Source organism: Kribbella sp. NPDC051718 (assembly GCF_040681515.1).
Taxonomy (GTDB): domain Bacteria; phylum Actinomycetota; class Actinomycetes; order Propionibacteriales; family Kribbellaceae; genus Kribbella.
Genome location: NZ_JBFAYZ010000002.1, coordinates 966,560 through 988,086 on the forward strand (window position 1 = coordinate 966,560; position 21,527 = coordinate 988,086).

At 68.5% G+C, this 21,527-nt stretch carries 22 protein-coding genes; 11 read left to right on the plus strand and 11 right to left on the minus strand.

Features of this window, described 5'->3' with window-relative positions; genetic code table 11:
- Positions 1-185: 185 nt before the first annotated feature.
- From AB0M15_RS11265 to AB0M15_RS11285, 5 genes are all read right to left on the minus strand, one after another.
- Positions 186-1,682: a sucrase ferredoxin gene (locus AB0M15_RS11265; RefSeq protein ID WP_363816393.1), complete on the minus strand. Its 1,497-nt coding sequence runs from the start codon at positions 1,680-1,682 to the stop codon at positions 186-188.
- Positions 1,669-2,919, minus strand: a complete 1,251-nt coding sequence (locus tag AB0M15_RS11270) for a cupin domain-containing protein (protein WP_363816395.1) — start codon at positions 2,917-2,919, stop codon at positions 1,669-1,671. Before AB0M15_RS11270 ends, AB0M15_RS11265 begins: the two co-directional genes overlap by 14 nt.
- Positions 2,919-3,509 carry a BatC protein gene (locus AB0M15_RS11275; RefSeq protein ID WP_363816397.1) on the minus strand — a complete coding sequence of 197 codons (591 nt, stop codon included), beginning with the start codon at positions 3,507-3,509 and terminating at the stop codon, positions 2,919-2,921. The genes AB0M15_RS11270 and AB0M15_RS11275 overlap by 1 nt, the downstream gene beginning before the upstream one ends.
- 119 nt (positions 3,510-3,628) lie before the next feature.
- Positions 3,629-4,663 (minus strand): Rv2231c family pyridoxal phosphate-dependent protein CobC, encoded by a 1,035-nt coding sequence (gene cobC / locus AB0M15_RS11280; protein ID WP_363816599.1) that lies wholly within the window; start codon positions 4,661-4,663, stop codon positions 3,629-3,631.
- A 55-nt stretch (positions 4,664-4,718) separates the two neighbouring features.
- Positions 4,719-5,510 carry a carbon-nitrogen hydrolase family protein gene (locus tag AB0M15_RS11285; RefSeq protein WP_363816399.1) on the minus strand — a complete coding sequence of 264 codons (792 nt, stop codon included), beginning with the start codon at positions 5,508-5,510 and terminating at the stop codon, positions 4,719-4,721.
- Between the two features lie 62 nt (positions 5,511-5,572).
- On the opposite strand from AB0M15_RS11285, the gene AB0M15_RS11290 reads away from it, so the two are divergent.
- The 4 genes from AB0M15_RS11290 to AB0M15_RS11305 all read left to right on the plus strand — a co-directional run bounded on the left by AB0M15_RS11290 (position 5,573) and on the right by AB0M15_RS11305 (position 9,177).
- Positions 5,573-6,157 carry a MerR family transcriptional regulator gene (locus tag AB0M15_RS11290; RefSeq protein WP_363816401.1) on the plus strand — a complete coding sequence of 195 codons (585 nt, stop codon included), beginning with the start codon at positions 5,573-5,575 and terminating at the stop codon, positions 6,155-6,157.
- 221 nt (positions 6,158-6,378) lie between these two features.
- On the plus strand, positions 6,379-6,918 hold the full coding sequence (locus tag AB0M15_RS11295; RefSeq protein ID WP_363816403.1) for a molybdenum cofactor guanylyltransferase: 540 nt from the start codon (positions 6,379-6,381) through the stop codon (positions 6,916-6,918).
- Positions 6,919-7,274: 356 nt separating this feature from the next.
- Positions 7,275-8,156, plus strand: a complete 882-nt coding sequence (locus tag AB0M15_RS11300; protein ID WP_363816405.1) for an aminoglycoside phosphotransferase family protein — start codon at positions 7,275-7,277, stop codon at positions 8,154-8,156.
- A 43-nt stretch (positions 8,157-8,199) separates the two neighbouring features.
- Positions 8,200-9,177, plus strand: coding sequence for an NAD(P)H-quinone oxidoreductase (locus AB0M15_RS11305; RefSeq protein ID WP_363816407.1), 978 nt, complete (start codon positions 8,200-8,202; stop codon positions 9,175-9,177).
- Here AB0M15_RS11305 and AB0M15_RS11310 read toward each other — a convergent pair.
- A complete protein-coding gene (locus AB0M15_RS11310; RefSeq protein WP_363816409.1) occupies positions 9,166-9,588 on the minus strand; it encodes a VOC family protein in 423 nt (140 codons plus the stop codon). The genes AB0M15_RS11305 and AB0M15_RS11310 overlap by 12 nt on opposite strands.
- A 113-nt stretch (positions 9,589-9,701) precedes the next feature.
- On the opposite strand from AB0M15_RS11310, the gene AB0M15_RS11315 reads away from it, so the two are divergent.
- From AB0M15_RS11315 to AB0M15_RS11325, 3 genes are read left to right on the plus strand one after another with little or no spacing between them, the layout of a single operon-like run.
- Positions 9,702-10,277: a PadR family transcriptional regulator gene (locus tag AB0M15_RS11315; RefSeq protein WP_363816411.1), complete on the plus strand. Its 576-nt coding sequence runs from the start codon at positions 9,702-9,704 to the stop codon at positions 10,275-10,277.
- Positions 10,274-10,993: an ABC transporter ATP-binding protein gene (locus AB0M15_RS11320; protein WP_363816413.1), complete on the plus strand. Its 720-nt coding sequence runs from the start codon at positions 10,274-10,276 to the stop codon at positions 10,991-10,993. Before AB0M15_RS11315 ends, AB0M15_RS11320 begins: the two co-directional genes overlap by 4 nt.
- On the plus strand, positions 10,993-13,632 hold the full coding sequence (locus AB0M15_RS11325; protein ID WP_363816415.1) for an FtsX-like permease family protein: 2,640 nt from the start codon (positions 10,993-10,995) through the stop codon (positions 13,630-13,632). Before AB0M15_RS11320 ends, AB0M15_RS11325 begins: the two co-directional genes overlap by 1 nt.
- 37 nt (positions 13,633-13,669) lie before the next feature.
- Here AB0M15_RS11325 and AB0M15_RS11330 read toward each other — a convergent pair whose 3' ends face one another.
- Positions 13,670-13,837 carry a hypothetical protein gene (locus tag AB0M15_RS11330; protein ID WP_363816417.1) on the minus strand — a complete coding sequence of 56 codons (168 nt, stop codon included), beginning with the start codon at positions 13,835-13,837 and terminating at the stop codon, positions 13,670-13,672.
- A 25-nt stretch (positions 13,838-13,862) separates the two neighbouring features.
- On the opposite strand from AB0M15_RS11330, the gene AB0M15_RS11335 reads away from it, so the two are divergent.
- Positions 13,863-14,393 carry a CGNR zinc finger domain-containing protein gene (locus tag AB0M15_RS11335; RefSeq protein WP_363816419.1) on the plus strand — a complete coding sequence of 177 codons (531 nt, stop codon included), beginning with the start codon at positions 13,863-13,865 and terminating at the stop codon, positions 14,391-14,393.
- 32 nt (positions 14,394-14,425) lie between these two features.
- The gene (locus tag AB0M15_RS11340; protein ID WP_363816421.1) at positions 14,426-15,046 is read left to right on the plus strand and encodes a bacterial proteasome activator family protein; all 621 of its coding nucleotides are present in this window, start codon (positions 14,426-14,428) and stop codon (positions 15,044-15,046) included.
- A 4-nt stretch (positions 15,047-15,050) separates the two neighbouring features.
- On the opposite strand, the gene AB0M15_RS11345 is transcribed toward AB0M15_RS11340, so the two are convergent.
- Positions 15,051-15,863, minus strand: coding sequence for an HAD family hydrolase (locus AB0M15_RS11345; RefSeq protein ID WP_363816423.1), 813 nt, complete (start codon positions 15,861-15,863; stop codon positions 15,051-15,053).
- Between the two features lie 466 nt (positions 15,864-16,329).
- Between AB0M15_RS11345 and AB0M15_RS11350 the strand changes: the two genes are divergently transcribed.
- Entirely contained in the window at positions 16,330-16,971 is a 642-nt protein-coding gene (locus tag AB0M15_RS11350; protein WP_363816425.1) for a WhiB family transcriptional regulator, read from the plus strand.
- Between the two features lie 146 nt (positions 16,972-17,117).
- On the opposite strand, the gene AB0M15_RS11355 is transcribed toward AB0M15_RS11350, so the two are convergent.
- Both AB0M15_RS11355 and serS read right to left on the minus strand, forming a co-directional pair.
- The gene (locus AB0M15_RS11355; RefSeq protein ID WP_363816427.1) at positions 17,118-17,912 is read right to left on the minus strand and encodes an HAD family hydrolase; all 795 of its coding nucleotides are present in this window, start codon (positions 17,910-17,912) and stop codon (positions 17,118-17,120) included.
- On the minus strand, positions 17,909-19,183 hold the full coding sequence (serS, locus tag AB0M15_RS11360) for a serine--tRNA ligase (RefSeq protein ID WP_363816429.1): 1,275 nt from the start codon (positions 19,181-19,183) through the stop codon (positions 17,909-17,911). Before serS ends, AB0M15_RS11355 begins: the two co-directional genes overlap by 4 nt.
- A 93-nt stretch (positions 19,184-19,276) precedes the next feature.
- Here serS and AB0M15_RS11365 point away from each other — a divergent pair, with 93 nt between their 5' ends.
- Positions 19,277-20,872 (plus strand): diacylglycerol kinase family protein, encoded by a 1,596-nt coding sequence (locus tag AB0M15_RS11365; RefSeq protein WP_363816431.1) that lies wholly within the window; start codon positions 19,277-19,279, stop codon positions 20,870-20,872.
- 134 nt (positions 20,873-21,006) lie between these two features.
- Here AB0M15_RS11365 and AB0M15_RS11370 read toward each other — a convergent pair whose 3' ends face one another.
- Complete coding sequence (locus AB0M15_RS11370) at positions 21,007-21,525, minus strand: DUF4446 family protein (RefSeq protein WP_363816433.1); 519 nt, start codon at positions 21,523-21,525, stop codon at positions 21,007-21,009.
- Positions 21,526-21,527: the final 2 nt, after the last annotated feature.

Below are 21,527 nucleotides of genomic sequence, written 5' to 3' on the forward strand. Positions count from 1 at the left end.
AGGCCGTCGCTGCCGGACGGGCAGGAGGTCGCTGCTGGGCAGGTCAAGCAGGGAGCAGCAACTGCGTGGGGTCGCGCCCGTCCGGCCTGCGCCGCTCGGCGCTGGTGCGCCTCGGTGGGCGCGCACCCTCGGCGGAACTGGAGCGCGGCTAGTGACGCGCGAGCAGTTCGCCTTAGTCGGAGTGGCTATTGGTACGTCTGCTCGATCGAGGTGAGGGTGTACGTCGTGACGTGTCCCGGAGGCTGTGAGGCGCAGGTCATGGCGGCGTCGATGGTGGTCCTCCCGACCGTCAACGTCACCACGTAGCTGCCGGCGTGGGCGTTGTCGCTGACGCTCGCGCCGTCATCGATGCTCGCACTGTCGCGCCCGTTCTCGCTGGCATCGGCGTTGTCGATGACGCTGTCGCGGTCGCTCGCGCTGTCAGTGGCGCTCGAGTTGTTGCGGCTGTTTCCGCCGACGTTCATGCTCTCGTTGGCGCTTGAGTTGTCGCGATCGCTTTCGTTGGCGGTGGTGCTCGCGCTGGCGTTGGTACCGGCGAGTCCGCTGGTGCTCGGACTGGCGCTGGCGTTGGTGTTCGCGATGGCGTTGGTACCGGCCGCGTCGCTGACACTGGCGCTCGGGGCGGCGTTGGCGTTGGTGCTCGCGCTGGCGTTGGTATTGGCCGTGTCGCTGACGCTGGCACTCGGGCTGGCGCCGTTGCTGGTGCTTGTGTTGGGGTTGGGGTTGGTGCTGGCGCCGGCGTTTGCCTGGGTGGTGTCGGTGGCGTCTGTGCTGGCGTGTGTCGTGGTGCTGGGGATGGCATTTGTCGCGGCGGCGTTGGGGTTGAGCGTGGGGATGGTGGGGGCGGCGGTGTTGGTTGGGTTGGGGGTGGTGGATAGGTGGATTTGCCAGGTGGTGGAGGTTGGGGTGGTTTGGTGGGTTGGGTGTAGGGCGTTGATCGAGAGGGGGGCGCCGGCGGCTCGGGCGAAGTGCTGGGCTGCTTGGACTGGGGGTGGGTGGGCGCCTGAGCCTCGGAGGTACTTCGGTACGAGTAAGCCCTCGTTGTACTGGGTGGCTAGTTCGACGGCTTCGGTGCTGGGGACGTGGCCGTAGAAGAGGCTGTGGGGGAGGAAGACCAGGTTGGCGGCGAAGCGGTCGCCGCCTACGTGGCTGCATTCCCAGGTGCGGTCGGGGAAGGCAGTGGAGAGGGCGGCGGCGGCTGGGCGGCCGCGGATGGCGCAGCAGGCGTCGTGGCGGCCGTGGGTGCAGATCAGGTAGATCGGGTCTGTGCTGGGAGTGCCTGGGTCGCGGCCGGACAGGACGTTCAGGAGGTGGTCGTCTGTGGGGAGGTCGCCCCAGCGGACGGATTCTTGGCCGGGGCGGCTGTCTACCAAGGCCCAGCGCCGGGCGATGCTGCGGTCCTGGCGGCCGTGGCGGCGGATTAGTACCGGTCGGATTCCTGCTGCCGCACACAATCGCGCAACCTCGGCAGCCAGATCAGCCACACGTGGGTCCTCAGAGGGCTGGTGGGTTGGCGTGGGGGCTAGGGCGGTTAGGGCTTTGCGTGGCCAGGCTGCTCTGTGTTCTATGAGGAGCCACCGGGAGGCGGGTGGGGCTGTGGCTGTGAGGGTGTCGCCGCGGTGTTCGGCGGTGGCGGCGCATCTGAGGCCTAGGGCTTCGGCTAGGTCCTCAGCTGTCTTCATGGGGGTTCTGTACTACGAGGACTGCTTCGGTGAGGAGGCGGCGGACCAGGACCAGTTGGTCTGAGGCGTCCATCGGGAGGTCGGCTACTTTGACGTCGGCGCCTGAGCACAACGTCACCAGCGCGGGATATGTTGCCTTGGGCAAGGAGATGGTGCGGTCGGCCAGGTGGAGGCGGACTGGGTCGGCTTCGACTAGGTGGAAGCGCAGGCCGGGGCGTAGGCGGACCGTCGTACTAGGGTCCAGGGCGGCTATAGCGGCGGCGTGGGCCAGCGGGGGTAGTGGGGCTGGGCGGTTGCCGGACCAGGTGCGGCGGCGTAGGCGGGGGGCCAGGTCGTCGGGGGTGGTTTGCTCGATCCGCTTGGTGAGGAGGGCGGTGACCTCTTCGAGGACTCCGGCTAGTTGTGACGGGTCGCCGGGGTCGAAGCCGAGCGGGAGGGCGGCGCGTAGGGCGGGTTCGTCGGCTGCTAGGGCTGCTAGTTCCTGGACTAGTAGGTAGCGCGTCATGGTGTGTAGGCCGACGGTTAGGTGGGCGCTGACGCCGCCTAGTGCTTTGGCCGAGTGGAGGAAGCCGCGGGGGACGTACAGGGCGTCGCCGGGGCGCAGTACGTCGTCGATGACCGGGGCGCGGTCGCGGGCTGCTGCTGCGACTGCTTGGGAGTGGTCGGTCCAGGGCTGGTTGCGGAGCGGGTCGATGTGGACTGGCTCGTGTACGGTCCAGTGCTTTTCGCCTGCTACCTGCAGTACGAAGACGTCGTGGACGTCGTAGTGGGCGGAGAAGCCCTGCGACTCCGCCGGGGTGATGTAGGCGTTGATCTGCACTGGGTGCTTGGCGTCTGACGACAGCTGGGTTGCGAAGTCGACCAGGGCCGGCCAGGTGCGGTGCAGAGCCTGCAGTACTACGGTGTGGCCGCTCGCGAAGAGCGCCGCCACCTTGTCGTCTCGGATCTGGTCGCCGATCTCCGCGCCGACACCTCCGGGCCCGGTGAACTGGCTGTCGCCGACGACGGCGCCGTTCTTGGCTATGCGCAGGAAGGGGGTGCGGAGGCCGCGGCGGGAGAGGAGTTCGTCGGCGGCTTGCAGGCTGAACAGGTCGCTGTAGTCGCCGCCGTGCGAGAGCAGTGCGCGGGCACCCCAGTACGAGCGGCCGAACTCGTCAAGGTCGAGTTCGCCGCCCACACAGCGCCGGAGAGCCGGTTGCCCTTCCGGACGCCACCCGCTCTCCGGCACTGGGCTCATCAACTGGAGAAGTTCCCGTCGGCACCGCCGTCTGCGCCACCATCGGTCGCGCCCGGCGAAGCGCCGCCGTCAGCCGGGCCTTCAGCGCCGCTGTCGGCACCACCGTCAGCGCCGCCATCACTAACGCCCGAGGAAGCGCCACCATCTGCAGGCCCCTCGGCACCACCGTCTGCGCCGCCGTCCGTCGCACCCGGCGAAGCACCACCGTCAGCAGGTCCCTCAGCGCCGCTGTCGGCACCACCGTCAGCGCCGCCGTCGCTAACCCCGGACGACGCGCCACCATCGGCAGGTCCCTCGGCACCGCCATCGGCGCCACCGTCCGTACCGCCGCCTACAGCTCCACCGTCCGCAGGGCCTTCGCCAGCACCAACATCGGCGCCGCCGTCAGCACCACCGTCTTGGCCGCCGAGGGTTGCGCCGCCGTCGGCGAAGCCTTCGCCTTCGGCGTTTCCGGGCAGCCCGGAGCCGCTCGATGAGGTGTTGCCGCCACCGTCAGCGCCGCCATCGGTTGCGCCACTGGACGCACCACCGTCGGCCGGCCCCTCGCTGTCGGCCGACGAGGTCGTCATGTCGTCGTCGCTCAAACCCATGATGCTGCTCCCTTCGAAGTACCCGGAGTGTCCTGTCGCCCATCTTGTGCGCAAAGTAGACCGGGACTAAACCCTTGAGCGCGTTACAACGAGCACTCGGTTCCACAGCGATCAGCTGATCAACCGAGCACGTCCTGCCAGACCTTCAGAAAAGCATCCGTGACCGCCTCCGGCCGCACCGCGATCCGCAGCCAGTCCGGACCCAACCCAGGGAACGTGTCGCCCCGCCTTACGGCGAAACCACGATCCCGCAACTGCTCCCGTACTACCGCAGCCCCGGCCACATGCACCAGCACGAACGGCCCCCGCGCAACCCCGTACGTCGAAACAGCAGCCGTACACCTCAGCCCGGCCAGCAGATGAGCCCGCTGCCGATCCAGATCAGCGGCCGCCTGCGCCGACTCGGCCAAGGCGCGCTCGTTGCTGCAAGCAATCGCAGCAGCCAGCGCAGGAGTGGACACCGGCCATTGCGACTGTACCGACGCCAGCTGCTCGATCAGCCCGGGCGCCGCCACGACGTACCCGACCCGAAGCCCGGCCAGCCCCCAGGTCTTGGTCAGACTCCGCACCACCACGAGGCCGGGAATCGACGCCCCCACCAGCGACTCCGGCTCACCCGGAACCGCGTCCATGAAGGCCTCGTCGACGACCAGGATGCGGTCGGGCCGGGCGAGTTCGCGCAGCTCATCGGCACCGTGCAGGATCGACGTCGGGTTGGTCGGGTTGCCGATGACGACCAGGTCCGCGTCGGACGGCACCGCGCGGGGATCCAGGGCGAACCCCGTCTCCGGCCCCAGGATCACCCGGTCGACCAGATGACCGGCCGACCTCAAAGCAGCCTCGGGCTCGGTGAATTGTGGATGAACGACGACCGGGTGCCGTGGCCGGAAGGCACGAGCGATCAGTACGAACGCCTCGGCTGCACCCGCAGTGAGCAGGATCTGTGACGGGTCACGACGATGCCGCGCCGCCACCGCCGCGAGCGCAGCGTCCTGGCGTGGGTACGCGGCGAGGTCGGTCAGGCTCGCGCCGACCTCGTCGAGCAGCCAGCCCGGCGGCGTACCGGCCCGGACGTTGACCGCGAGATCGACCAGGCCATGCCCGACCTCGAGATCGCCATGGTGGTCGAGGTCGAAATCATCGGGCCGCAGCATCACAGCAGGAGGCTAACTCGCTTGTCCGGACTTTGGGCGGTCGATCTCAGGAAACCTAACGCGAAGACACCGTGAAGCGTCGGTTCTGCAGCGACGGATTACGTCGTCGGGTCTCGGCCAGCCGGTCCGCGGAGATCTCCGCCACCCCGATCCCGTCCGCCTCGCCGACGGCGGCGACAGCCACGCCCTGCGGGTCGATGATCTGGCTCAGCCCGCAGTACTTCTTCCCGTTCTGCGCGGCCGCGGCGACATAACAGGTGTTCTCGATCGCGCGGGCCGTCAGCAGCGTGGTCCAGTGGTGCTCCTTGAGCGGGCCGCGCACCCAAGCCGCCGGTACTACGAACACCTCCGCCCCCGCGTCGACCAGTGCCCGCGACAACTCGGGGAAGCGCAGGTCGTAGCAGGTCATCAGCCCAAGCTTCTGCCCGGCGACCTGGACGACGACAGGCGCGACGTCGCCCGGGGTCAGCTGGTCGGACTCGCGATAGCCGAACGCGTCGTACAGGTGGATCTTGCGGTAAGCGCCGAGCAGGTCACCGTCCGCGCCGACCGCGAGCAGTGTGTTGTACGGCCGGGCCTCGTCGCAGCTCCGCTCGAACATGCCGGCCACGATCGCGACACCATGCTCGGCGGCGGCCTTGCGCAGCGTACCGACGAACTCGCCGTCGAGCGCCTCGGCCAGATCGCCGACCGAACCGCCCTCGCTCGCGAAGTCCGCCATCATCGCCTCGGGCAGCACGACGAGATCAGGCCGGCCTGTCGCCGCGTCGGCGACGAGTCGCGTCACCAGGTCGCGGTTGGCGGCCTTGTCGTGCGAGCTGGCGGTCTGCACCACGGCGATCTTCACCTCTCCATGGTGCCAGGAGTCGGCTTGATCCTCACCCGACGTGAGGTCCTACCGTCGTTTCCATGAACACCGAAAGCAGGACCTGGCGGGTCGGCGAGCTCGCGACGGCGACCGAGCTGAGCGTCCGGGCGCTGCACCACTACGACGAGATCGGGCTCCTCCAGTCGGTACGCCGTACTGCTGCCGGCCATCGCCTGTACGACGAAGCCGACGTCAGCCGGTTGCACCGGATCCTCGCGCTGCGCGGATTCGGGCTGTCGCTGGGTGAGGTCGGTCAGGTGCTCGACGGGGAACTCGACGACCCTCGCGAGCTGGTCCGGCGGCAGCTGGAGCAGGTGGAGCAGCAGTTCGTGGCGGCCGAACGGCTGCGCACCGAGCTGCGGGAGGTGCTGGGTGGGCTCGAGCGCGAGCAGGAACCGTCGGCGGAGAAGTTGATCGAGTTGATGGAAGGGATGACGGCGATGACGAAGGTCTTCACAGCAGAAGAGATCGAGGAACTGACCGAGCGCCGGCGTGAGGCGCTGGCGGCGATGTCCGAGGAGGAGCTCGCCGAGCTACAGCAAGCCCGCGATCGCTGGCGAGCCAGCCTGTCGGAGCAGGAGCTAGCCGAAGCAACGGCCCGCCGCCAGGCGATGATGCCGAAGTAACAAGAGCGCGCTGCGCGCGGGGTCGGGGCGCGGAGCGCGGAGCGCGGGGCGCGGAGCGCGGAGCGCGGGGGTCGGAGCGCGGAGCGCGGGGCGCGGGGGTCGGAGCGCGGAGCGCGGGGGGCGGAGCGCGGGGGGCGGAGCGCGCGGAGCGTGAGGAGCGTGAGGCGCGAGGCGTGGCGGGGTGGGGGTGGGGGTGGGGGGGTTCGGGGCAGACTGGTGGGGTGGCGTTTGATGTGGTGGTGCTGGCCGGCGGTGGGTCTACTCGGTTTGGTGGGGTGGATAAGGCGTTGCTGGTGCTGGATGGGGTTTCGTTGCTGGATCGGGTGCTGACGGCAACGACTGGGGCGGTGTCGACGGTTGTCGTGGGGCCGGAGCGTGGGGTGTGTCGGGCGGTGGAGTGGGCCCGGGAGGAGCCGGTGGGGGGTGGGCCGGTGGCGGGGATCGCGGCTGGGCTCGAGATCGGACGAGCGCCAACAGTTGTCCTGTTGTCGTGTGATCTGCCGTGGATCACTGGAGATGAGGTCGAGCTGTTGGTCGACGGGGTTGGGGAGCGTGACGGGTTCGGGTTGCTGGATACGGATGGTCGGGAGCAATGGCTGGCGGCGGCGTACCGGCGTACGGCGTTGGTCGAGGCGTTGAAGCGGGTCGGCGATCCGCAGAACAAGTCGGTCAGGCGGCTCTTCCTCGGGTTGGACCTCGCCTGGTCGGCACCCACCAGGGCCGGCGACGACGTCGACTCCTGGGCCGACCTCGACGACTGAACCGCCTCACCCACTGCACAACTGTCCCGCGCCGCGGACAGTTGCGGCGACCTTGAACATCATCCGGTGGGCTAGGACAAGTAATAACTTGTTCACGGTCGCCGTTGGGTGTCCGAACCCACCATTTGTCCACCGATCAAGCTCGGGTCGGGCGCGTTGCGAGGGCGGCCGCGCCGGTGGACAGGAGGTGCTGCCGATTCACTGGCGAGTGACGGGGACGTTGAGCGGGGAGGCGGGTGTCGGAGGGTCAGTACCTCCTGTCGGCAGGGACGGCAGAGCGCCTGGTCTCGCGTGCGGCGGATGGCGCGGCGTAATTCCTTCGACACCCGGTAAACGCACGCCCTAGCTTGGCGGCAATGGATATCGCCGCGATGGTTGAGAAGGCCTGCCCGGGTAGTTCCATCGAAGAGGTGGTCGAGAGGTCCGGTGGCCAGCTGAGTAAGGTCTTCGAGGTACGCCGAACCGCCGCCGAACCCGTGATCGTGAAGATCTACGAGCCGGAGTGGGCCTGGAAGCAGGCCAAGGAAGTCCATGTCTACGGGCTGCTGCGGGATCACCTGGGCGACTCGGTACCAACGGTTCTGCACGCCGAGCCGGGCGAGCCGGCCTTCACGGTACTGACGAAGATCGACGGCGTACCGCTGTCGGAGGCGGAGCCGCCGGACTGGAAGAGCGTCTACGTCCAGCTCGGCGAGTTGCTGGCCAAGGTCCATCGGATTCCGCAACCGGCGTACGGGTATCTCACCGACGAGGTGCTCGAACCGCTCGACACCAACGACGCCTACCTGCGCCGCCAGTTCACCAAGAAGCTCAAGGAGTTCGACGAGCTCGGAGGCGATCCGCAGCTGAGCGAACAGATCGGCCGGTACGTCGGGCGGCACGGGCAACTCTTCAGCAACAACACCTCGCCGGTCCTCTGCCACAACGACTTCCACGAGGGCAACGTGCTCGTCGACCCGGAGACCTGGCAGGTGCAGGGGTTCATCGACGTCGAGAACGCGATCGCCGCCGACCCGTTGATGGATCTCGCCAAGACCGAGTGCTACTCGATCTGGGGCAACGCCGACAAGCTCGCCGGCCTCCTCGAGGGGTACGGCGAACTCCCCGCCGACTGGCGCCCGCGGATGACGCTCTACCGCCTCTACCATTCGCTGGAACTCTGGGACTGGTTCAAGTCGATAGGCACCGTCGATCCACTCGACAGCATCGCCGGCGACATGGCCAAGGTCGTGAACTAGCCGACGACGGCGAGCCGCCGAAAGACGCAGTACGGTGGCAGGCATGCGAGCTGTCGTTTGTGAGGGTGCTGGTGGCGTCGAGGTCCTGACGATCGGTGAGATCGAGGATCCGACCCCTGCCGTCGACGAGGTCGTCATCAACGTGGCCGCCGCCGGGGTGAACCGGGCGGACCTGCTCCAGCGGCAGGGTCACTACCCGCCGCCTCCGGGCGCACCCGGCACGATCGGGCTCGAGGTGTCCGGCACGATCGCCGCGGTGGGCGCCGAGGTCGAGGGCTGGTCGGTCGGCGACGAGTGCTGCGCGCTGCTCGCCGGAGGTGGGTACGCCGAAAAGGTCGTCGTACCGGCTCCGCAGGTGATGCCCGTACCCGAGGGCGTCGATCTGGTGAGCGCGGCCGCGCTGCCCGAGGTGGTCGCGACGGTCTGGTCGAACGTGTTCATGACCGCGCACCTCAAGGAGGGCGAGACCCTGCTCGTGCACGGCGGCTCGTCCGGGATCGGCACGATGGCGATCCAGCTCGGGGTCGCCCACGGCGCGCGGGTGCTCTGCACGGTCGGCAGCAAGGACAAGATGGACTTCTGCCACCGGCTCGGTGCCGAGGTCGCGATCAACTACAAAGAAGCCGAGTGGGCGTCGGTGGTCAACGAGGCCACCGGCAGACAAGGCGCCGACGTGATCCTCGACATCATGGGCGCGAAGTACCTGCAGGACAACGTGAAGACCCTCGCGTACGACGGCCGGCTGGTCGTGATCGGGATGCAGGGCGGCACCAAGGGCGAGCTGGACCTCGGGCGGCTGATGTCGAGGCGCGGCTCCGTCACCGGTACCGGCCTGCGGGTCCGCTCGGTGGTCGAGAAGGGGCAGATCCTCGCCGAGGTGGTCGGGCACGTCTGGCCGCTCGTCGCGGCCAAGAAGGTGCGCCCAGTGATCCAGCGCACTTATCCCCTGGAGGCGGTCGCGCAGGCGCACCAGGCGCTCGAGCAGTCCAACCACATCGGCAAGATCCTGCTAACTGTCTGAAGCCGGGAAGTTGGCGGCCAGCCATTCAGGGTCCGGGGCGACTAGCTGGATCACATCGATCCAGGTGCCCTCGGGGTCGCGGACGAAGAAGTGCCGTTGACCCCAGACCTCGGTGACCACCTCGGTCTCCAGCGAGACGCCGCCCTCGACCAGCGACGCCGCCAACGCGTCGGCGTCGTCGACGATGAAGCCGAAGACGTTGCTGCTCTCGGTCAGCGCCGACACCGCGGCCGGGACCGACTCGTGGCCGCGTTCGGTGATGGCCAGCTCCCAGTCGGCATCCCCGCGTCGCAGGGTGATGAACCAGCCGATGTCGAGGGCGATCTTCAGGTCGAAGTGCCGCTCGTAGAACGCGGCGACCTCGGCCGGGCGCGCGGTGACCACCGTCGCGCCGAATGCTGCGGGCTGCATCTGTCTCCTCATCGATGTCCGTCGATTACCGGCTGAACGGTAGTACCGGCGACGGACCACCCCGCCGGCAAAGGCGTTGACCGCAGGATACTGAGTATGCATACTCAGTATCTATGTCGATCAAACACGGTCTGCTGGCGTTGCTCCGGACGGAACCGAAGTACGGCTACCAGCTGCGCGGGGAGTTCGAGGCGGCAACCAACTCGACCTGGCCGCTGAACATCGGGCAGGTCTACACGACCCTCACCCGGCTCGAGCGCGACGGCCTGGTGCAGGCCAGCCAGACCGGCAAGGACGCCGACGGCCGGTCGCTGTACGAGATCACCCAGGCCGGCCGGGACGAGCTGGCGAAGTGGTTCGAGACGCCGGTGACCCGGGAGTCGCGGCCGCGGGACGAGTTGGCGATCAAGCTCGCGCTGGCGCTCGCCGTACCGGGGATCGACGTGACGGCGGTGCTGCAGCGGCAGCGCGCGGCGACCATGCAGTCGATGCAGGAGCTGACCCGGCTCAAGCGGGGCAGCCGCGACGGCGAGATCTCCTGGCTGCTGGTGCTGGAGTCGATGATCTTCGGCGCCGAGGCGGAGATCCGCTGGCTGGATCACTGCGAGGCGATGCTGTCGCGCCATCGAAGGTCCAGCACGCCGGTGATTCATTCCGAGGAAGACCAAGAGGCGGGGGCCCACTCATGAGCACGATCCTCGACATTCGCAATCTCTCCCGGGTGCACGGCACCGGTGAGCAGGCCGTGCACGCGCTGCGCGGCGTCGACCTGGCGGTGGCCTCCGGTGAGCTCGTCGCGGTGATGGGTCCGTCCGGCTCGGGCAAGTCCACGCTGCTGACCTGCGCCGGCGGACTCGACCGGCCGACCAGCGGCGAGATCCTGGTCGACGGCAACGACCTGGCCACCTTGAGCAACAAGGCGGTCGCCGCCCTGCGCCGACGCCGGATCGGGTACGTCTTCCAGGACTTCAACCTGATCCCGGCCCTGACCGCCGCCGAGAACGTGATGCTGCCGCTCGAGCTGGACGGCACCCGCGCCCGTACTGCCCGCAAGTACGCCGATGCCGCGCTGGCGGAGGTGGGCATCGCGGAGCTGGCCGACCGATTTCCCGATGCCATGTCCGGCGGACAGCGGCAGCGCGTCGCGATCGCCCGCGCCATCGTCGGTGACCGGCGCATCCTGCTCGCCGACGAACCCACCGGCGCCCTCGACTCCGAGACCGGCGAGGCCGTCCTCCAGCTCCTCCGTGACCGCTGCGATCAGCACGGCATCGCCGGCATCCTCGTCACCCACGACGCCAGGCACGCCGCCTGGGCCGATCGCGTCGTCTACCTGCGTGATGGTGTCCTGGTAGGCCAGGCGGGTCCGCTCCCCGAGGTCGACGTCCTGCTGGAAACGCACTGATGGCCGGCTGGGGACCACCACTCCGGATCGCCCGGCGGACCGCCCGGCGTTCGCTGGGGAGGACTCTGCTCGTCGCCGCGCTGATCGGCGTACCGGTGTTCGCGGCGTCCTGGATCGGGTTGATGGACAAGGCGCAGACACCGACCGGCGAGACGCTCGCCCGGACCACGATCGGCCCGGCGGACGCCCAGCTCACGGTCACGGCGTACGCGAAGCTGAATCCGTGGCCCCAGCGACCGAGCCTGATGACAAGCGACCCGGGGATGCTGGCGGGCACCGATCAGCAGCCACGTGACACGAGCAAGGTCGATCCGCTGCCACTCCTGCCGGCGGGGAGTACGACCGCCCGCGCCCTGCAGGAGATCGGGCAGGTCGACGTCCGTGGACCGGGAGCCGACACCTCGGTCGGCCTGATCACCGGCGACGGGCTGAGCAAGCTGACCGCGGGCACCTTCAGGCTCGACAGCGGACGACCGCCCGGCAAGTCCACCGAGGTCGCGGTCTCTCCCTCACTGGCGAAGTACCTCGGGCTCCTGGACGGCGGCAAGCTGAAGGCCGGTGCCACGCTGACTGCGGCGAGCGGCCAGCAGTACCAGGTCGTCGGACTGGCCCGCACCTTCACCAACCCCAAGCTGCGCACGATCCTCGGTACTCCGGACACGCCGCTCGCGACCCGGGATCCGAACGCTCCGATCGTCTACCTCGCCGATCTCCCGGACGGCACCGACGCGGACGCCCTCAGCGACCGGCTGCTGGGCAACGGCCTAGCCTTGTTGCCGAGGGCAAACATCGTCGACCCGCCACCCGATCCGTACGGCGGCTCGACCGACGCCGGCTCGGTCGCGGTGATGGCACTGGTGATCGGCTTCGGCATCCTGGAGATCGTCCTGCTCGCCGGTACTGCGTTCGCCGTCATCGCCCGTCGGCAGACCCGCGACCTCGGCCTGGTCACCGCGGCCGGCGGGACACCCCGCGACATCCGCCGGATCGTGTTGGCGCAAGGCCTTTTCATGGGGGCGATCGGCGCCGGTGGCGGACTGCTGCTCGCGATCCTGGCAGCTTTCGCGGGACGGCCGCTGTGGGAGCAGATGCTGTCGACGCTGATCGTCAGCAACGAGATTCCGTGGCTCAGCCTGGTACCGATCGCTGCTCTGGGATTGCTGGCCGGCCTCGCCGCGGCGATCGTGCCTGCGATCAGCGCTGGGCGGCAGACGCCACTGGCCGCACTCAGCGGGCGGTTCGCCGCGGCCGGCGGCGTGGTCAGACTGCGCAGGCCGGCGATCGGGCTGGTCGTCCTCGGTGTGGTCAGCACGATCCTCGGCAGCATCTGGATGTCGAGGGCGCTTGTCGAGGCGCAGCGCCAGATCGCTGCTCAGGGCGAGCACTACCGGGCGACCACCACCCCGACCGGGCCGATCTCGCTGGTGTTGCTGGGCATCACCGCCACGATCGTCGGCCTGGTCTGGATGCTGCCGAACCTGGTGGCCAAGCTGGCCGGGTTCGCCCGATTCCTGCCATTGAGTGGACGGCTCGCACTGCGCGACGCGGCCCGCCACCGGCACCGCACCGGGCCTGCCGCGGCCGCCATCATGATGTCGGTCGGGGCGACCGCCGCGATCGCCTTCGCGATCTCCAACTCGATCGCGGCCGACGCCGAGGACTACATCCCGGAAAGCCTGCCCGGTGATGCCATCGTGCGCTTCTCGCCAGGTGGTGTCACCTACTCGCCGGTGACCGTGCAGCGAGTGGCCGACGTGCTGCCGGTCGAGAAGTCCTATGAGATCGGTCAGATCATCCAGTCGGGCGAGCAACGCAACGGTCCCTTCACCCCGACGCTCGCCGTCGTCACCCCGCCGACGGCGGCGCAGTCCGGCTACACCTTGATGGCCGTCGATCCGGAGTACATCGCACGGTTCCCGGGCTACGGCCCGCGGGCGGTAGCGGCCCTGCGCGCCGGCAAGATCGTGCTTCCCTCGCCGGCGGGGATCAAGGACGGAACTGTCCCGTTGAGTTCGGATGGCGACCCGGAGAGCAAGTCCGCCGTCACCATGCCGGCGACCTCGATTTCGTCCGCCCCGAAGGCCGGCCAGCTGTCGACCTCGGCGTTGATCAGCAAGGAGGCCGCCAAGAAGCTCGGCACCGTCGATCCGTACCTGGTGATGTACCAGCTCAAGCGCGAGCCCACCGGCGCCGAGCTCGATGCCGTGGCGAGGCTGCTCGGGCACGACGACTACCTGCACGTGGAGAAGGGCTATGAGAGTCCGGCGCGGCTGTGGTTCCTCGGATTGATGGGCGCGGCGACCATCGTCACGCTGCTCGGGGTGGCCATCTCGGTCTCGTTGTCTGCGGCGGAGGGGCGCGCAGACCTCGCGACACTGGCCGCGATCGGTGCACCGCCACGGCGTCGGCGCAGTCTGGCCGCCGCGCAGGCGTGGCTGCTGGGTGAGCTGGGATGTCTGCTGGGCGTGGGTGTCGGCGCTCTGTACGGCTACACGGCTCATGCGGCCTTCGGGTCACCGCACTTCATCATCCCCTGGCGGGAGATCGGGGGCATCGTGATCGTGGTGCCGTTGTTCGCGGGGTTGCTGGCCTGGTTGCTGACCAGGTCCCGGCTGCCGATGGTCAGCCGGGTCGACTAGTACGCCGTACGCTGCCGCACCTCGTTGCCCTGAGCCCCTATCTGGCGAACCTGGCCAGCTCGGGATGGGCGACCGGGTGCAGCGGCGTACTCGTGACCCGCCACTGGCCGCATGAGCAGCGTTGATAGCTGAGCAATCCCTCGCTGACGGGATGCGACGACTCGACCTGCCAACGGTGCCGGTGGATTTCATCTGTGGTGGTCATGGGTCCATCGTGCTGTAATGGCATTGTGCATCTCAACCCTTACGGCGCCGACGCGGTTCTGCTGGCCGTGAATCTGGTGACCAATCCGGCACACACCGCGGCCGAGCTGGCCGAACGCTGCGAGGAGAGCGGCGTCGAGAGCCGGCTCGTGCGAGCGAGACGAGTGACGTCTGCCGACCTGGCCGCAGTGCGGGTCGCCTTGGACGAGTGGCTCGCGGTCGTCGATGCCCCCGACGAGGACAGCCGGGTGCAGTTGATGAACGCGATGCTGGCGAAGTACACGGAGCATCCCCGGCTGACCAATCACGCGGGCGACGGTTGGCACATGCATTACCGGCCTGACGGCGTACCGGTCGGACGACTGGTCGCGACGCTGATCAGCACCGGTACCGCCCTGCACCTAGCCGGCCGTGGCGTGTCCAGGCTCGGCCGGTGCGCCGCGAACGGCTGCGACAACGTGTACGCCGACCTGTCGCGCGGCGGCCGTCAGCGCTATTGCAGCCCTGCGTGTGCGAACCGTGACGCGGTGCGCAGGCATCGCTCGAAGGCCTCCTGAAGCCTTGGAACCCGCCCACCTAGGATGGGTTCATGAGCGAGAGCAGCGGCGAGAACCAGGGCGAGCGGGAAGTTCAGATGACCGGCGCCCAGACCGAGGACGGCAAGATCCTGATCGTCGGTCCGGACGGCATGGCCGTCGAAGGGCCGCCGCGTGACCGCAGTGAGGAGCACAACGACGAACCGCGGTCGGTGACCGAGCTGGTCGAGCAGCCGGCCAAGGTGATGCGGGTCGCGAACATGATCCGGCAGCTGCTCGACGAGGTGAAGGCGGCCCCGCTCGACGAAGCGTCACGCAACCAGCTGCGGGCGATCCACGAGGCGTCGATCAAGGAGCTGGAGAGTGGCCTGGCGCCGGAGCTGGTCGAGGAGCTCGAGCGGCTGAGCCTCGACTTCACCGAGGACAGCACCCCCACCGAGGCGGAACTGCGGATCGCGCAGGCCCAGCTGGTGGGATGGCTGGAGGGTTTGTTCCACGGAATCCAGACCGCGCTGTTCGCCCAGCAGATGGCGGCCCGCCAGCAGTTGGAGCAGATGCGCCGCGCCCTCCCCGGCGGCCAGCAGATGCCTTCCCCCGAAGACGGTTCGCCGTTCCCTGGCCCGCCTCAGCCCGGCACCACGGACGGCCCGGGCAGCGGCGGGATGTACCTCTAGCCAACTAGAGGTTGAAGAGTTCTTCGAGGACGGTGGCGACACCGTCCTCGTCGTTTGTGCGGCAGACGACGTCGACCATCGCCAGTACGTCGGGGTGCGCATTGGCCATCCCGTACGACGTGCCGGCCCAGGCGAGCATCGGCAGGTCGTTCAGCGAGTCGCCGAACGCGATCGACTCCTCGGCCGTGATTCCCAGCCCGGCAGCGAATTCGGCCAGCATCGCCGCCTTCGAGACCCCGCTCGCCGAGATCTCCACCAGGCTGGTGCCACCGCTGTGGCTGGCCGTCACGCGCGTTCCGACCAGCGGATCGATGATGGCCAGCAGATCGTCGGAATGCCTGCTGGGATGGCGAACCAGCAGCTTCGCGGCCGGTTCGGACAGCAGTTCGTCGAGCTGTGCGACCAACGTGTCGTCGGGTTTCGGCCACCGATTGAGATAGTGCGGTTCCTGTCCGTAACGATCGGTCCGCTCGATCGCGAACTCGACGTCCGGCAGCTCGGCCCGGATCGCCAGCGCGACCTCCAGAGCGACCGCCGGATCGATCAGCGCGGTCCGGATCGCCTTACGGCCAACGACGTCGTACAGAATGGCGCCGTTGGCAACGATCGCGACGCCGTGCGCGCCGACCAGGTCGGACAGGTCGTGCAGCCAGCGCGGCGGCCGCGCGGTGACCATCACGAACTGGGCGCCCGCTTCCTGCACCGCGAGCACCGCCGCCTTGGTGCGTGCAGAGATCGAACGATCACTGTGTACTAAGGTTCCGTCAAGATCGGTCGCGACCAGACGGGGTGGGCGGACTGCTGCGGGGATCGGCACCGGACCACCGTATCTTCCTGCGACCGAGTCGCCTATACCTCTTCGAGCAGGCCGGGCGCAACCGTTTGGACAGCGCTAAACGTGCAATCTGATTGACCGTTGAACAACGTCATCAGACCGTTACGGCAGGAAGCTGCAAAGGCAGCCAGTTCCCATGCACAGCAGGGTTTCCGCGTGATTTCATGCGGTGGCGAGCGGGGAACCGGGGGCGATTCAACCGCGTCCCAGTCCTGTTCCGGATCACCGTCCGGTGCAGCCCCACCCTGGTAAAGACCGTCGACATATCGATGTGGAATTGGGTGCAACCAAATCCGCAGCCACAGCGTCAACAGTTATGGATCGGTGCGTCCCGCGCCGGGACGACAGGGGTGGGTCGGCAACAGATCGGTCCATCAGCTAGTGGGCTCGGATGTTCGAACGTCATTCATCGTTCGTTCACCCGGGTCCTGGAACTTGGGGAGCCACGATGATCGTCAACAGCGCCAAGATAGCGGGGCAAGGGAGCAGCGGCTCTCGTGCGGCTGTCGACACATCTTCCATTCTGGAAGGGACGATGACCGGCTGCACCGCACGCACGGACATCTTCCAGCACCGCCTGATGGAAGAGCCGCCGCCCGCATCGGCGACCCGGCGGACACGGGAACGCTATGACCAGTTGGTCCGTGAGGCCAAGGCCGTCTGCGCGTCCTGCCCGTTGTTCACCGACTGCCTGTTCAGTGCCGTCGCCCAGCACGATGTCAGCGGCTTCGTCGCGGGCACCACGGCTGCGCAGCGCCGCTCGATGCGAAACCTGCTGGACGTCGAGGTCCAGGCAGACGATTTCGACCAGCTGGCCGGAGCGCGGGGCACGCGCCGGCCGGTCAGCCACGAAGAGGTCCTGCGGCTACGGACGCAGTACCCCAACGACAGCCTGGAATCGCTGGCCATGCGGCTGGGATGCTCGCTGTCGACCGTCAAGCGCCACCTGCGCAGGGCCCGCCGGGGACAGAGCCCGGCGACCAAGGCTCCGCGCGCCCGCCCGGAGCTGAGCGCCGTCCTGGACGCGTTCGACGCCGTGGTGGACCGGCCTTGCCAGTCACCGCGTCCTGGCACCACCCGCGTTGCGTGATCTGATACTCGGCCCGCCAGCGGACTATCAGTCATTTCAAAAGGCCGTGGCCCCTGCAACAGCAGGGGCCACGGCCTTTTTGGTTGCCCTGTGAAACTATCTCCGACGGCTATTTCATTCAGGTCGAACAGTTCCTCAAGTGAGCCTCAGAAATATCGATTGAGCACCGCGGCGACGCCATCGTCACTGACCGACTTGGTGACTTCGTCGGCTTTCACTTTCACCTCGTCGGGCGCGGAACCCATCGCAATCCCGAGACCGGCGAAGACGAGCATCTCGATGTCGTTGCGGCCGTCGCCCAGCGCGAGCAGATCGTCGGCTTCCAGCCCGTACTGCGCCAGCGCGACCTTCAGTCCGGTGCTCTTGTCGACGCCCTCCGGCGCGATGTCGAGCCACGCGGTCCAGCCGACGGCGTAGCTGACCCCGTGCAGGCCGAGCCGCTCGGCCAGCTTGATGAAGTCGCCCTCGGACTGCTCCGGATCCCTGATGATCAACCGGGTCACGTGCTCCGGCGCTAGCTCGGCATCGGAGACGACCCTGATCGCGACGTCGTCCGAGCCCAGGTCACCGGGCGGGAACGGCGCGGTCACCCGGTAGCCGGTGTCGTTCTCCTCGACCGCCATCCGGGCGTTCGGCGCGTACTTGCGGACCGAGGCGATCACCGTGGTCGGATCGAAGGTCCGCTCGTCCACCACCTCGCCGGACGGCTGCCGCAGGGTCCGCGCACCGTTGCTACAGACAACGAATCCTGGCGGCAGGCCGAGCAGCTCGGCCACCGGCCGGGTGGTCTGCCAAGAACGTCCGGTGGCCAGGATGATCGGCACCTCGGCAGCGGCCCGGCGGACCGCGTCGACCACGGCGGGCGAGAGCCGCTCGTCGTGGTCGATCAGGGTGCCGTCGATGTCGAGGGCAACGGCCTTCGGCCGCCAGCCGTCCGTCATTTGCCCACCGGTTCGAGGACCTCGCGGCCACCGACGTACGGGCGGAGGGCTGCCGGAACCCGGACCGAGCCGTCCGCGAGCTGGTGCGTCTCGAGGATCGCGACCAGCCAGCGGGTGGTGGCCAGCGTGCCGTTCAGCGTCGCGACCGGACGCGGCCGGCCGTCCGCGTCGCGGTGCCGGATGTTCAGCCGGCGGGCCTGGAAGTCGGTGCAGTTCGAGGTGGAGGTGAGCTCCCGGTACGCGCCCTGGGTCGGCACCCAGGCCTCGCAGTCGAACTTCCGGTACGCCGATGCGCCCAGATCACCCGTCGCGGTGTCGATCACCCGGTAGGCCAGTTCCATCTTGTCGAGCATCTCCTTCTCCCAGCCGAGCAGCCGCTGGTGCTCGGCGGCAGCGTCTTCCAGGCTGCAGTAGGAGAACATCTCGACCTTGTCGAACTGGTGGACACGGATGATCCCGCGGGTGTCCTTCCCGTAAGAACCCGCCTCCCGGCGGTAGCACGACGACCAGCCGGCGTACCGGATCGGGCCGGCGGAGACGTCGAGGATCTCGTCCATGTGGTACCCGGCCAGCGGGACCTCCGACGTACCGACCAGGTAGAGCTCGGGCTCCTCCAGGCGGTAGACGTCGTCGTGGGCGTTCAGGTAGCCGGTGCCGCCCATGATCTCGGGCTTGACCAGGCTCGGCGTGATCATCGGGGTGAAGCCGTTCTCCACCGCCTGGGCGATGGCCAGCTGGAGCATGCCGAGCTGGAGCAGCGCGCCGACCCCCTTGAGGAAGTAGAACCGGGCGCCGGACACCTTCGCGCCGCGCTCCATGTCGATCGCGCCGAGCAACTCGCCCAGCTCGAGGTGGTCCTTCGGCTCGAAGCCCTCGGCGGCGAAGTCGCGCGGCTTGCCGATCTCCTCGACGACGGTGAAGTCCTTCTCGCCGCCGACCGGGGCCTCGTCGGAGACCAGGTTCGGGAGCTTGCCGGCCAGTTCGTCGAAGCGCGCCTCCGCCTCGGCGGCGGCGGCCTCGTTGGCCTTCACCTCGGCGGCGAGCGCCTTGGTGCGCTCGAGCAGGGCGGTCCGCTCGTCGCCCTTGGCCTGGGCGACCTCCTTGCCGAGGCCCTTCTGCTCCGAGCGCAACGACTCGAACGCCGCGATGGACGATCGACGATCACCGTCGGCCGCCAGGACCTGGTCGACCAGGTCGGTACTCTCGCCACGCTTGGTCAGGGACGCGCGGACGACATCGGGGTTCTCACGGAGCAATTTGGCATCGATCACAGGTGCAGGGTATCGGGGCGTGTCAGCGGCGGCGAAGTGTATTCGGGATGATGAGCTGAGACCAGCAGGTCACCTAGGGGGAAAACAGCCGGTATGAAGCATCACCACCCACCAACTCACGTCGGCCGGGCGCTGACGGTTGTCCTGGGTGCGTTGCCGTTCATCGTGGTGACCCTGCTGGTCTTCCAGGACTGGCCGCCGCTGCGGCGCTGGGACGAGTCCGTCGCGTCCCGGGTAGCGACCTACGGGGCGGCGCACGAGAACATGGTGGACGTCTGGCAGGTGATCGGGGCGGTGATCCTGCCGTGGACCTCGCGAGCCGTGATCCTGGTCGTCGCCGTCTACCTGTGGCACCGCCGCGCCCGGCTGCTGACCGTGTGGCTGATCGTGTCCGCCGGCGCCGAACTGGGCCTGGTTCAAGCGACCGAGCACATCTTCGAGCGGCCGCGGCCGGCTCAGATGCTGGTCGAGTCCGGCGGCTGGTCGTACGTCTCCGGGCACGCCACCGCCGCCTTCGTGATGGCCGGTGCGCTCGGGGTGGTGCTGCCGTCGGTCCGCGGCTGGCGCCGGCGCTTCCGGCTGCTGGTGACGCTGCCGACGATCGCGGTGGTCTGGATCGCGTCCGTGGACCGGGTCGCGCTGAACCTGCACTGGGTCTCGGACGTGCTCGGCGGCTGGGCGCTCGGGCTGGCGATCCTGACGGCGACGTCGATCGGGTTCGGGCTGAGGCCGGGGCTGCGGCGACGCCGGCGCCGGCTTCCTTCGGACGAGAACGGTTCGTCGGTACCGCCGCGGGCCGCCGTCATCGTCAACCCGATCAAGGTCGGCGACGGGGTGGCGTTCCGGCGCAAGGTGACCCGGGCGCTCGCGGTCCGGGGGTTCGACGACCCGCTGTGGCTGGAGACGCGGGAGGACGACCCGGGCAACGCGATGGCCAAGCGGGCGATCGAGAACGAGTCGGATCTCATCCTGGTCGCGGGCGGCGACGGTACGGTCCGGGTCGTTTGCGCGGCGTTGTCAGGTACCGGGATCCCGGTGGGGGTGATTCCGGCCGGCACGGGGAACCTGCTGGCCCGGAATCTGCATATCCCGCTTGATCTGGATGATGCGTTGGAGCGGATTCTGGACGGGCGGGATCGGCGGATCGATCTGGTGAAGGTGTCTGGTGATGGGCTGGATACGGATCACTTCGCGGTGATGGCGGGGCTTGGACTGGATGCCGCGATCATCACGGGGGCGCCGCCGATCCTCAAGGCGCAGATCGGCTGGACGGCGTACCTGGTCTCGGCGGCGAAGAACATCAACCATCCGTCGGTGAAGGTCCGGATCGTGCTCGACGACGAGGAGGCGGTGGAGCGTCGGGTGCGGACGGTCGTGGTCGGCAACGTGGGGATGCTGCAGGCGAACATCCCGCTGCTGCCGGACGCGCGGCCGGACGACGGGCTGATCGACGTGGTGGTGATCGCGCCGCGGCGGGTGACGCAGTGGCCGCTGGTCTTCTGGCGGGTGATGACGCGGACCAAGCGCACGGAGATGTACCTGGAGCGCTTCACCGGCCGCAAGGTGGAAATCACCGCCGCGGTCGACGTCCAACGCCAACTGGACGGCGACGGCATCGGCCCCGGCCGAACCCTCACCGCCGAAGTAGAACCCGGCTCCCTCGTCGTCCGGGTTCCGAAACGCCGCTAACCCTCGCCCCGCCCCGCCCCGCCCCGCCCCGCCCACGGCACATCTCAGGGGTTGACCCCTGAGTTGGTGGGTTGCCCCCTCGGATTCTCGCTGGGCAACCCACCAACTGAGGGGTCAACCCCTCAGATGGTGGCTCATTGGGGGGCTGGGAGGTCGCGGGGTTGGGCGGCCTCTTTGCGGAGGGTTTCCAGGGCTTCTTCTTCTTCGGGCGAGAGTTTGGCGTCGCTTTCGAAGGATTTGACCTCTTTGGCGTACGAGCGGGCGTCGTTGCGGCTGTTGATCGAGGTGACGACGACGCCGTCGCCCTTGTCGTCGAGCAGCGCCATCGACCAGGAGAGCCGGCCGCCCATGTCGCCGTACGCGTCGTACCGGACGACCGCGAGGTGCTGGAGCGTCTCGCGGAGCTCGCTGCGGGCGTCCTCCAGCTCCTTGCTCAGCCGGCGGAGCTCGGACTTGACCGTGCCCGGCTTGGCCTCGGGCTGGGGTTCTGGCTGGGACTGGGTTTGAGGCTGCGGTTGCGGGGTGGCGGGCAGCTTCGCGGCGGTCTTGGGCGTGCCGGACTGCGCCCTCAGCGCCTGGATGGCGAACACGAGGGCGAGCACCGCCACGAACAGAGCGGCGATCCCGAAGGCAGCGGCTAACGTCGAAGACACGC